Raw genomic sequence first — 12,226 nt, 5'->3', positions numbered from 1 at the left:
AAATATTAGTGGGTCATGATTACTTTTGGAACCTTTTATGGTTCCGGGGTTATCATGACCCACTTTTTGTGTCATGTTGGAGCTGCTCCACCATGACACGGTAGTATTTAGATTTCGTGGTGTGACTGAGCATCATAATTCCGCTCGACGATGAGCGTCACTGTTCCAACTCAAATTAACCCCCGGAAGGGCATGTGTCATGGCTGAACACAACTCCAACGACAGGCACTCTGACCGCGTTCGCGGTGGTGGTAGCCGAAATCCGAGGGCCCGTGGCGGGAGGGGCGCCGAACACGTTTCAGGAGACAAACCCAAGGCCTCCTATGATCCAAAGACCGGTAGTTTCAGTGCGGGAGATGAACAGCCAAAACGTGACAGGTATCGTAGTCGTTCCAATGGCGATAGTTCACGACGTAGCGGTGATCGTCCTTCAGGAGCCAGAGGGATAACGGATGGCCGTGGCGGGTACGGCGATGCCAAACGGGATGATCGTAACGGATCATCGAGGGGTGTCCGGGGGGCGGATTCGACCGATGGAGCCGGTGTATCCGGAAGACGTTCCGACGAAGGTGAACGTCGTAATCGGCGTACCGGGGGACGGGATGTCGAGCGGCGCTCCAGCAGTCGTAGTAACAATGGCGGTCGAGGACACGCACAGCGTGCCGGCTCTGGCCGTAGAGAAGAAGGCTTTCGTGCAGGTCCGCAACGATCAGGTTTTCGGGAGGAACGGATCAAGGCACGTTTGTCCGAACCAGACCTTCCTGACGACATCACGGCACAGGATCTGGATCCGTCCGTTAGGCAGGATCTTCGCTCACTTTCGAAGGACAATGCTGAGGCGGTTGGCCGTCATATGGTCATGTCCGCCACGTTGATGGCAGACGATCCGCAACTAGCTCTGCGCCATGCCCGAGCAGCAAAAGATCGTGCAGGTCGTGTCGCAGTGGTCAGGGAAACGTGTGGGATTGCTGCATATCATGCCGGTGAATGGAAGGAAGCTCTCGCGGAGCTCCGGGCTGCGAGACGAATGAGTGGTGGTCCCGGTCTACTCGCGGTGATGGCCGACTGCGAACGAGGACTGGGGCGTCCGGAACGAGCCATCGAAATGGCCCGTACAGAGGACGTCGACTCTCTCGATGCCGAATCCAGAACCGAGTTCACGATCGTTATTGCCGGCGCACGGAAAGACCTGGGGGATGTCGATGCCGCGGTGATTGAACTCCAGCGTGAGGATCTGAATCCGAACCGTACAGGTTCCTCAGCAGCGCGGTTGTTCTACGCCTATGCGGATGCTCTCGCCGCTGCAGGGCGGAAGGAGGAAGCACGTCAATGGTTCACAAATGCAGGTAAAGCTGATACGGATGATGGTCTGGATGTTGTGGACAGACTGGCGGAGCTTGATGAGTGTCGATGATCATATAGGCTGCCGAGTTGCCAGTTCCCGTGAATTCCTGGCCCACGCGGTTCTGCTCCGTATGCTCTCGGTAGACTGAATGACCATGACTGTGGCCTCTGAGTATGACGCACTACTTCTTGACCTTGATGGGACGATCTACCAGGGAGGAGAACCGATTCCGGGTGCGGTTGAAGCGGTAAACGGATCCGGACTTCCTGCTCTCTATGTCACGAACAACGCCTCCAGGGCTCCCGGTGCCGTTTCCGCTCAGCTTCGGGAACTCGGGTTGGACGCGACTCCCGGGGACGTCATGACTTCTGCTCTCGCGGCCATTCAGCTTGCTGCCGAGAGGATCCCGGAAGGTTCGACTGTTCTGATACTCGGTACCGATTCCTTCCGCGAGTTGGCGCTTGACGCTGGTTTCAATGTGACAGACAGTGCGGATGACGATCCGGTCGCTGTTCTTCATGGACATAATCCGGAAACCGGCTGGGCGCAGTTGTCCGAGGCGGCACTCGCGATCAGGAAGGGAGCGCTGTATCTTGCCAGTAATCTGGATACCACTCTTCCGAAGGAACGAGGCCTCCATGTGGGTAACGGATCGATGGTCGCGGCTGTTGTCTCTGCCACGGGAGTGTCACCCATCTCCGCGGGGAAACCTGAACCCGCCATGTTTCACGCAGCCGCGAGGTCACTAGGTTGCGTATCGCCCCTTGCAGTGGGCGACCGGCTGGACACGGACATTGCCGGAGGTGCTGCCGCCGGGATGGATACTCTTTGTGTGCTGACAGGTGTCAGCGGTTACTTTGATCTTCTCCGGGCACCCTCTGAACACCGCCCGACGTTTGTATCGGAGACTCTCGACGTTCTCAACTCAGACACGGCACTGCTCCGGCCAGGTGCCCAGGGGGGATTTATCGCGCGGATCGACGGTGGTGTACTGGAACTCGCGGGGGGTGGTCCGGCCTCTACCTCAGTGCAGGCGCTCCGTACCGCGTTAGCGGTCGCGTGGTCCGTGGAGGAACACGTCGAACAAGTCGTATCGGTCGGACCCGATGCCGAGCGTGTTCTCGAACAGTGGTGGTGACCGTGCCCGGTACTCCACGTGGGGCACACCCGATGCGCCCTGTACCCAGAGACCCTGCAAGACCGTGTATTTCACCGACTCGTCTGGTGGAGGCTCTGGAAGCTGTGCTGGGTGAGGAGACGACTTCACTCGATGAAGAAGCCGACCAACTATCCCGCGCACACCAGATTCTGCACGACGCACTTCAATAACCGTACTTTGTCCTTTATCCCGGTCAGCCGGATTTACCCACCGCGGATCGAACACCGAGGAGTTTCCTGATGGTTGCCCGCCGACGTCTCGACGCCGAGCTCGTACGACGAAAGATGGCACGTTCGCGGGAACATGCGGTCGAGATGATTCGGGGGAACCGGGTCAAGGTGGGGGGGATCACAGCCGTGAAACCTGCGACCGTCGTGAACCCGGATGTGTCGATCCGGGTTACCACCGCTGAGGAGGATACCTATGCTTCCAGGGGTGCCCACAAGCTACTTGGGGCCTTGGATGCGTTCGCCGCTGAGGGCCTCTCTCTTTCGGGACGGCGGGTTCTCGATGCGGGAGCCTCGACGGGCGGATTCACCGACGTCTGCCTCCGTCGGGGTGCTTCAGAGGTTGTTGCGGTAGACGTTGGTTACGGGCAATTGATCTGGCGCCTCCAGAATGATCCGCGGGTGAAGGTTCTCGACCGGACTAATATCCGGGGCGTCACCCCGGAGAAGCTCGGAGGTGTGTGTGACGCGATGGTGGGAGATCTGTCGTTCATCTCCCTCAAGTTGGTGTTGCCCGCTCTCCGGGACTGCCTCGCACCCGGAGCTGATCTGCTTCCGATGGTGAAGCCGCAGTTCGAGGTGGGAAAGGACAGACTCGGTACCGGTGGTGTGGTTCGTAGCCCAGAACTCCGTATCGAGGTCACCGAGAACATCGCCCGTTTCGCCGAGGAGCTTGGTATGTCGTGTCGGGGTGTCGTCGCGTCCCCGTTGCCGGGGCCGTCAGGAAACGTGGAGTATTTTCTGTGGCTGGTGAATGGATCTGTGGCGGGGGACGGATACCCGTCTCCAGCGAAGGATATCCGTTCTATGGTGGAACGTGCAGTTGAGGAAGGGCCGAGATGACCGACCGCGAGGTTCTACTTGTTCCCCATGTGGGGCGGAGTGCTAATTTGCAGGCTACCGCGGATGCAGCGGAGCTTCTCGACGCTGCGGGAATTCGGGTCCGGGTTCTTACCCCGACTGACCCCAAGATTCTCATGGATCACCCTGTTCTCGGGCGTTTCCCCCGTTTCGCACATACGGCGGGTGCTGCTGAGGGCGTCGAACTCATTCTGGTGCTCGGTGGTGACGGTACATTCCTGAGGGCAGCGGACATCGCCCACATGAATGACCTTCCCGTGCTCGGCATCAACCTCGGGCACGTTGGCTTTCTCGCGGAATGGGAATCTGATTCACTCGAGTTGGCCATCAAGCGGGTGATCGAAAAAGACTACCGGATTGAAGACCGTATGACGCTGGATGTCACCGTCCGCGATGCTGCGCAGAAAACCGTTGGTACAGCGTGGGCGTTGAATGAGGTCAGTGTAGAGAACCTCAACCGTTCCGGCGTTCTCGACGCGATGCTGGAGGTCGACGGTCGGCCGGTCTCTACATTCGGTTGTGACGGAATACTGATCTCTACCCCCACCGGTTCGACGGCCTACGCCTTTTCTGCGGGTGGACCGGTTCTCTGGCCCGAACTTGATGCGATTCTCGTTGTCCCGAACAATGCGCACGCGCTGTTCGCCAAGCCTCTCGTTGTCAGTCCCTCATCGATAGTAGCCGTGGAGTCCAACTCCGACACATCCGCTGCGGTCGCGGTCATGGATGGTTTCCGGCGGATCCCGATGCCGCCTGGTTCCAGGATCGAGGTGGAGCGGGGGGTGCGGCCGGTTCGGTGGGTCCGGCTGGATAACTCGACGTTCACTGATCGACTCGTGACTAAGTTTCGACTGCCTGTCGAAGGTTGGCGGCGCTCGGGTGGTTCTCCCGCGCTGTAACCTCGCGGCACCCTGCCACCATCAGTACGATGGAGTGGCTAGCACGCGTGTTCTAAAAGGTGCTGTATCGTGGTGTCATGCTTGCAGAGATCACGATCGAGAACCTCGGTGTTATTCCGGTGGCCACCACTGAGCTGGATAGTGGGCTGACCGTTCTGACCGGGGAGACCGGTGCCGGTAAAACCATGGTGGTCTCCGGACTTCGTTTGCTGTGTGGCGGTCGGGCGGATGCGTCGCGGGTCCGAACCGGTGCGTCCCAAGCGGTGGTCGAAGGAAGATTTCTGGTGGATCAGCTTCCCCCGGACACTGCCCGCACCATAGTAGAACTTGTGGATGCCGCCGGTGGTTCAGCGGATGAGAACGGCGAATTCATCGCTTCCCGTACGGTGAACGCGACCGGTCGGTCCCGGGCACATCTGGGTGGACGTTCGGTACCTGCCGCCACCCTTGCCGACTTCACCGCAGAGCTGCTGACCATCCATGGGCAGAATGATCAGCTTCGTCTCCTTGCTCCGGAGCGACAGTTGGCGGCCCTCGACCGTTTTTCTCCTCAAATAGGACCGTTGCTCGCGACCTATCGGGAGGCATGGAACGTCTGGCGGGAAAAAGCCCGGGATCTCAAGGAGCGTACAACCCGGCGTCGGGAGCTCGCCCAGGAGGTGGATCGTCTCCAGTTCGCGATCGGGGAAATAGATGACGTAGATCCGGTCCCTGGTGAGGACAATGACCTGAAGGACCAGATCAGGCGGCTACAGGACGTTGATGGTCTTCGGGAACAGGCTACGGCTGCAGTGGTCGCGGTCGATGGGCCGGAGGCGCTGAATGGATTCGACGGGGCGTCAGATGCGTCAGGTGCCTCCGATCTTCTCGGTGCAGCCCAGTCGGTGTTGGCCGGTTCTGATGATCCGGTTCTCCTGGCTGTCGCTGTGCGACTGGGGGAGATGACTGCGCAGTTGGGGGAGATTTCTGCTGAGCTTGGTGTTTTCCTGTCCAATCTTCCGGCCGATTCCGAGGCACTGGAACAGCTCCTCCAGCGTCAGCAGCAGTTGAAGCAACTGACCAGAAAATATGCCTCGGACATTGACGGAGTTCTCGCGTGGCGGGAGAAAGCTCGCCGTAAGTTGTCGGCGATTGACGTTTCCAGCGAGGCGGTGGAGAAACTACAGGTGGAAACAGCGTCAGCGGAAAAGGCGATGCGTTCGGCGGCGAGGAAACTCACGAAGGCACGCACCGGTGCTGCTGATCAGTTGGGGAGTGCTGTGACCGGGGAACTGCACGGTCTCGCGATGGCGAAATCCCGCTTTGAGGTGGCGGTCCGTGCGGTGGATCCGGGGCCGGATGGGGCCGACGATGTTGAGTTCCTGCTGGCCGCGACTCCGGATGCGGAGGCCCGGGCATTGGCGACCACGGCTTCCGGAGGTGAACTTTCCCGGGTGATGCTTGCCCTGGAGGTTATTCTCGCTGCGGGGACCAAGGGTACGACGCTTGTGTTTGATGAAGTGGACGCCGGAGTTGGGGGACGTGCTGCGGTTGAAATCGGGCGGCGTCTGTCCCGGCTCGCAGTGGACAATCAGGTCATTGTAGTCACTCACCTACCGCAGGTCGCTGCATTCGCCGACACCCACCTCCATGTCGCCAAGCAGGTCGGAGACTCGACGGTGACCTCCGGAGTTGAGGTCCTCGGTGACGGACGCAGGGTAGAGGAGATATCGCGCATGCTCGCTGGGCTGGATGACACCGCGACGGGACGCGCGCATGCGAGGGAGCTGCTCGATATGGCTGCAAAAATGCGTGCGCAGTTCCGCTGAAAGACACCGTAGCGATCATGTACTTCCATTGATACTCAGCGCGCCTCCACCACGGATCGCCCGCTGAGTTGCACAATAGCGCCATGAGTCTGTTCTCCCGCACCGTTGATATCCCCGGACTGCGTGGCACTCTGCGTGAGTGCACTCACCGCGGCAAGGGTCTCAAGCGTCTTTCCACCGGTGACATCGCGGTCATCGATGTTCCGGACATCAACCGGTCCTTTGCGCAGCGGTTGATCGATGCGAGGCCGGGAGCGGTGGTGAATGTTGCCGGATTCACTACGGGATCAGTTCCGAATTTCGGCCCACAGATGATGTTGGATGCCGGGATCATTCTCGTGGATAGGGTCGGTGCGGAGGTCTGGCGCCATCTGAAGGATGGTCGTAAAGGTGTTCTGACCGAGGACGGGGAGCTTTATCAGGGGGATAAGCTAATCGGTACCGGACGGGTCATTGATCTTCGTTCCGCGGAGGCCGCCTTCACTGAGGCACAGGGTTCCCTCGTTGACCATATGGAGGCGTTCTTCGGTAATACGATCCAGTTCATCCATTCCGAGGCGCCACTTCTGATCGACGGGCTCGGAGTACCGGATACAGGTGTTGAGATCACAAACAAAAAGGTTCTGGTACTCTCCCCCGGTCCCGAGCACCGAGAGCAGTTGAAGCGTCTCCACAATTTCATCCGTGAGTATGATCCAGTACTCATCGGTGTTGGATCTGCGGCTGATGCACTGGTTGAAGCCAAGTACACCCCGGATCTCGTCGTCGGAGATCCCTCGGGTATCGGTTCTAAGGCACTGCGGAGCGGTGCTCGGGTTGTCCTACCCGCTGATCCGGACGGGCATGCTGTGGGGCTGGAACGTATTCAGGATCTGGGGGTCGGGGCGATGACATTCCCCGCCGCGAGTAACTCTGCCACGGATCTCGCGCTTCTCCTCGCGGATTATCATGGTGCTTCCCTGATCGTGAACGCAGGGGCATCTCTGGACCTGCACACGATCTTCGTGGGTGGCCCCGAAGCGACTCCGTCTGCTCTGCTCACTCGTGCGAAGCTTGGATCTCGTTTGATTGACGGTGCAACCGTCGAGGAGCTCTACAAGGTAGGGGGTCCGAATCCCTCGTGGCTGTGGGCGCTACTCGGAATGCTTATCGCGTGCGCCGTGATTCTGTTGATCGCCGGTACCTCCGGCGACGGCAGTTTCACGGACAATCTCATCACCACCTGGAACAACCTCGCATTGACCGTCCAGAGCTGGTTCCGGTAACACCGTACAACCCGTACCCGCCCTTTCCACCACACCTGATCAGGAGTATTGCCCATGGCACACACATCGCAACGACGGATCGGCCCCGTTGCGGGACTGTTCTTCGGTATAGCGGGCGGCGTCGTCCTGGGAGCCTGTGTGCTGGCCCCCAATCTGCCAGAGGGAGATTCAGGCGCGGTGGTGATCACACCCGCGGAGCTCAAAGAGGCTCGGCTCGAAGCCGAGATTAACGCGGCGCAGGCTGATACAGCGGACACTGTTGTCGCCGATGTAGCGGAGGACATGGTCTCGGGGGTGCTGGCCGAGCAGTCGGTGCTTATCATGACCACTCCGGACGCTGATAAAGAGGACATCGACAACATCGCATGGCTCCTCGGGAAAGCTGGTGCCACGGATGCGGGGACGGTGCAGCTCGCTAAGAGATTCTTCGACCAGGACGGTGCGGATGCTTTGAAGACGATCGTCACCTCCACTCTTCCCGCGGGGGCGCAGCTTTCCCTGGACCGGCTCGATCCGGGCACACACTCTGGTGAAGCCCTCGGTTCAGCCTTGTTCAACGATCCCGTGACGGGTGAGCCACAGGCCGATCCGGGTGAGCGGAGTCTTCTGTTGAATGCGTTGTCTGAATCCGGTTTCCTGAGCTTTGAGCAGGGCGCTATTCAACCCGCCGACGTCATTGTCATCATCACTGGTGATGATGACGGATCCACGGACAGGTTCGCTGCAAAGAACCTGGCTACCTTTGTCACAGCACTTGACACAAAAGGCCGGGGTACAGTCCTCGCAGGACGCCTGCGTTCGGCGTCGGACACCGGTGCGATCGGCGTCCTGCGGGCCGATGCAGACGCCCGTTCGCATGTTTCCACAGTCGACTCCATCGATCGTGCTTACGGGCGTTTGGCGACTGTGCTCGCTGCTCGGCATGAACGCGAGGGAGACTCAGGCTCCTACGGGTCAGCGGCGTCCGCAGAAGAAGCGGTACCTGCCAAACCGGTTGGTCCCGTACGGGAACCTGGAACAGGCATCGAGCAACACACACAGGAGCCATCTCCAGATTCGCTCTCCGGAGAAGAACAGGAACAACCCGCCGCAGAAGTAGGCCAAGAAGCACAGGACGCCGGATAGTTCTGTCCCGGGCCAGTGGAAGTCGCTGTGTTAGAGTGAAGACCCGTGGGTTACGATGCCGGTAACCTTCAGCACCACCTGCGGTTTTCTTTCTTTTCCGGGCCCGGTTCATCATCATCGTCGGGTTGTCGGGTAACAGACTGATTCCTTCGGTGGGGTAGTCCGCACAACTCGACTCCTCCCGGCGATCAGCCGGGAGGCGACCTAGAACCCCGGGAGCCCCTTTTGTCGCAAACGCGTGGCATTGATACCAAGTACATCTTCGTCACCGGCGGTGTCGCGTCCTCGCTGGGAAAGGGCCTCACGGCCTCCAGCCTCGGTCAGCTACTCACCGCACGGGGGCTGAAGGTCACGATGCAGAAGCTGGATCCGTACCTCAACGTTGATCCGGGTACGATGAACCCCTTTGAACACGGTGAGGTGTTCGTCACCGAGGACGGCGCAGAAACCGACCTGGACCTCGGACACTACGAGCGTTTCCTTGACCGCAACCTCGGCGCCAACGCGAACGTCACCACTGGGCAGGTGTACTCCACAGTCATTGCCCGGGAACGGCGTGGTGAATTCCTGGGACACACCGTACAGGTCATCCCGCACATCACTGATGAGATCAAGCGCCGTGTGCTGGAAATGGGGAAACCGGACGCTGATGGTGTCCGGCCTGATATCGTCATCACCGAGATCGGGGGTACCGTCGGTGACATTGAATCGCAGCCTTTCCTTGAGGCGGCCCGCCAGGCCCGCCACGATGTCGGACGTGAGAACATCTTTTTCATCCATGTCTCCCTCGTCCCGTATCTCGCACCGTCCGGTGAGCTCAAGACGAAACCGACCCAGCACTCTGTTGCTGCGCTGCGGTCCATCGGTATCGTGCCGGACGCTCTGGTACTGCGTTGTGACCGCGAGGTTCCGGATGGGCTGAAGTCGAAGATCGCGCTTATGTGTGACGTCGATGAGGAAGGCGTCATCTCCTGTGCGGACGCCCCGTCCATCTACAACATTCCGAAGGTACTGCATCGTGAGCACCTTGATTCCTTCCTGATTCGTCGCCTGGGGCTGCCGTTCCGGGACGTCGACTGGACCGTGTGGGGTGGGCTGCTGGAGCGGGTGCACAATCCTGATGGGGAGGTCACCATCGCATTGGTGGGTAAGTACATTGATCTCCCCGACGCCTATCTGTCGGTGACGGAGGCGATCCGTTCCGGTGGTTTCGGGAACAACGTCCGTACCGTGATCCGGTGGGTGCCGAGCGATGACTGTGCCACTACCGAGGGGGCAGCGCGTGCGCTCGATGGTGTGGATGGTGTCGTCGTTCCCGGAGGTTTCGGTATCCGTGGTATCGAGGGGAAGATTGGTGCTGTCCGGTACTGCCGGGAAAACCGTATCCCGCTCCTCGGTCTCTGCCTCGGTCTGCAGTGTACGGTCATCGAGGCTGCCCGGGCTGCGGGAATCCAGGATGCCTCTTCATCGGAGTTCGATCCCGGAACGTCTGCACCGGTCATTGCAACGATGGCGGACCAGCACGATGCTGTGTCAGGGAAGGCTGACCTGGGGGGTACGATGCGGCTGGGTGCATACCCGGCGGTCCTTGAGGAAGGTTCCGTCGTGGCTGAAACCTACGGGGCGGTCGAGGTCTCTGAACGGCATCGCCACCGCTACGAGGTGAACAATGCGTACCGGGCGCAGATCTCGGAGGGGTCGGGACTCGTGTTCTCTGGTACTTCGCCGGACGGAAAGCTCGTTGAGTTCGTTGAGTATCCGCGTGAGGTACATCCGTTCCTGGTGGCTACGCAGGCACACCCGGAGTACAAGTCACGTCCGACACGTCCGCATCCGCTTTTCGTGGCACTCGTTGCCGCAGCAGTGGAACGCCGCGACAACCGATAGGAGTGTTCCGTGGTTGCACCCGGTTCGCATGAGTTCACCGTAACTGGTTCAGAGTTGCTTCTCGACTCCCCGATCATCGCGGTTCGACGTGATCAGGTGAGGATGCCGGGTGGTGGTATCGCGGCGCGGGAGATCGTGGAGCATTTCGGTGCGGTGGCCGTCGTCGCCTTCGACGGTGAACGGATCGCCCTGGTGCATCAGTACCGGCACTGTGTCCGGAACCGTCTCTGGGAGCTTCCCGCAGGTCTCCTGGATCTTTCGGGGGAAGATCCGCTGGATTGCGCGGCACGTGAGCTCACTGAGGAAGTGGGGCTCACAGCCGACAGATGGGATCTGCTCATCGATGTTGTCAGTTCCCCGGGGTTTTGTGAGGAAGCGGTGCGGGTGTATCTTGCCCGTGATCTTGCTCGGATCGAACGGCCTGAGCCAGCAGATGATGAGGAATCGGACATGGTTCTGGCCTGGTTCGATCCGGATGAGGTTCACCGGATGATCACCACTGGGCAGATCGTCAATTCAATTGCTGTCGCCGGTATCATGATTGGCCTCGATGTCCTAGCTGGGCGTAGCGACCCCAGGAATGCCCGGGAGCCGTTCAGGTTGCGCCCGACGTCGCTCCCGGAACGCCGGGGAGTCGGGCATCGGGGTACGGGTTCGGACCTTAAGCAACGGTGACGGATCCTCACGCACTTGCGGAGACCTGGCTTGATCATCTCGTCGTTGAGCGTGGGGTGTCTCATAATACCGAGTCAAACTACCGTCGGGATCTGCGTCGCTACCTGGATTGGCTCGATCTGGCCGCGTTCGAAGACCTTCGTGACGTCCGGGAAGCCGACGTGGAACGTTATCTCCTGTACCTGCGGATGGGGGATCCTGACACGGGGCGCAGGCCGCTCGCTGCCTCGTCAGCGGCACGGGCGATCGTTGTCGCCCGTGGACTCCACAGATTCGGGGTGGCGGAAGGGGAACTGGAGCGGGACGTCTCCCGACAGGTTCAACCGCCGTCGGTCGGTGAACGGCTGCCGGAGGCACTCACCGTCACTGAGGTTGAGATGCTTTTGGACGCCGTACCCACCGGGGAATACGCGGCTCCCTCGGATCTTCGGGACAGGGCACTCCTGGAGTTGCTTTACGGTACCGGGGCGCGGATCTCCGAGATCACGGGTCTTCTCGTCGATGACGCACCGCGTGCATCCACGGACACTTCAATGACTATGCTCGTTCTCACCGGTAAAGGCGACGTGCAGCGCATGGTTCCGGTCGGTACTCCGGCGATCCGTGCGGTGGAGGACTGGCTGGTACGCGGTCGACCGGTGATGTCGAAGGGCAAGACACATGCCCTTTTTCTCAACCGCCGTGGAGGCTCGCTGAGCCGGCAGAGCGCGTGGCGGATCATCCGCGATGTCGCTGATAGGGCGGGATGTGCGGCGAAGATTTCACCGCACACTCTCCGGCACTCTTATGCGACGCACCTGCTGCAGGGAGGTGCGAACATCCGTGTGGTACAGGAGCTGCTGGGGCACGCCTCGGTTACCACAACCCAGATCTACACTCATGTGTCACCGGAGAATCTACGACAGGTGTGGATGAGTGCCCACCCACGAACCTGAATGCATGTCAAGTTTCAAAACTTGATTCTCGGTGGAAATG

General features: G+C 60.1%; 10 protein-coding genes. All 10 read left to right on the top strand.

Features of this window, described 5'->3' with window-relative positions:
- The first annotated feature begins 199 nt into the window (after window positions 1–199).
- The 10 genes from QWU44_RS03345 (at window position 200) to QWU44_RS03300 (ending at window position 12,186) form a co-directional block, all read left to right on the top strand.
- On the top strand, window positions 200–1,414 hold the full coding sequence (locus tag QWU44_RS03345) for a hypothetical protein (RefSeq protein WP_370914267.1): 1,215 nt from the start codon (window positions 200–202) through the stop codon (window positions 1,412–1,414).
- An 85-nt stretch (window positions 1,415–1,499) separates the two neighbouring features.
- Complete coding sequence (locus tag QWU44_RS03340; protein ID WP_370914266.1) at window positions 1,500–2,483, top strand: HAD-IIA family hydrolase; 984 nt, start codon at window positions 1,500–1,502, stop codon at window positions 2,481–2,483.
- Window positions 2,484–2,743: 260 nt separating this feature from the next.
- Window positions 2,744–3,574 (top strand): TlyA family RNA methyltransferase, encoded by an 831-nt coding sequence (locus QWU44_RS03335; RefSeq protein ID WP_370914265.1) that lies wholly within the window; start codon window positions 2,744–2,746, stop codon window positions 3,572–3,574.
- A complete protein-coding gene (locus QWU44_RS03330; RefSeq protein WP_370914264.1) occupies window positions 3,571–4,491 on the top strand; it encodes an NAD kinase in 921 nt (306 codons plus the stop codon). The genes QWU44_RS03335 and QWU44_RS03330 overlap by 4 nt, the downstream gene beginning before the upstream one ends.
- Before the next feature lie 77 nt (window positions 4,492–4,568).
- Complete coding sequence (gene recN, locus QWU44_RS03325; protein WP_370914263.1) at window positions 4,569–6,299, top strand: DNA repair protein RecN; 1,731 nt, start codon at window positions 4,569–4,571, stop codon at window positions 6,297–6,299.
- An 83-nt stretch (window positions 6,300–6,382) separates the two neighbouring features.
- Window positions 6,383–7,564, top strand: coding sequence for a putative cytokinetic ring protein SteA (gene steA / locus QWU44_RS03320; protein ID WP_370914262.1), 1,182 nt, complete (start codon window positions 6,383–6,385; stop codon window positions 7,562–7,564).
- A 54-nt stretch (window positions 7,565–7,618) separates the two neighbouring features.
- On the top strand, window positions 7,619–8,689 hold the full coding sequence (locus QWU44_RS03315; RefSeq protein WP_370914261.1) for a copper transporter: 1,071 nt from the start codon (window positions 7,619–7,621) through the stop codon (window positions 8,687–8,689).
- 225 nt (window positions 8,690–8,914) lie between these two features.
- Window positions 8,915–10,576, top strand: a complete 1,662-nt coding sequence (locus tag QWU44_RS03310) for a CTP synthase (RefSeq protein WP_370914260.1) — start codon at window positions 8,915–8,917, stop codon at window positions 10,574–10,576.
- A 9-nt stretch (window positions 10,577–10,585) separates the two neighbouring features.
- The gene (locus QWU44_RS03305) at window positions 10,586–11,251 is read left to right on the top strand and encodes an NUDIX domain-containing protein (protein WP_370914259.1); all 666 of its coding nucleotides are present in this window, start codon (window positions 10,586–10,588) and stop codon (window positions 11,249–11,251) included.
- Window positions 11,248–12,186, top strand: a complete 939-nt coding sequence (locus QWU44_RS03300) for a site-specific tyrosine recombinase XerD (protein WP_370914258.1) — start codon at window positions 11,248–11,250, stop codon at window positions 12,184–12,186. Before QWU44_RS03305 ends, QWU44_RS03300 begins: the two co-directional genes overlap by 4 nt.
- Window positions 12,187–12,226: the final 40 nt, after the last annotated feature.

The organism is Corynebacterium sp. CCM 9203 (assembly GCF_041357675.1).
Taxonomy (GTDB): Bacteria; Actinomycetota; Actinomycetes; order Mycobacteriales; family Mycobacteriaceae; genus Corynebacterium.
Note: the sequence above shows the minus strand (reverse complement) of the source record. Positions and strands in the feature narration are given on the sequence as shown.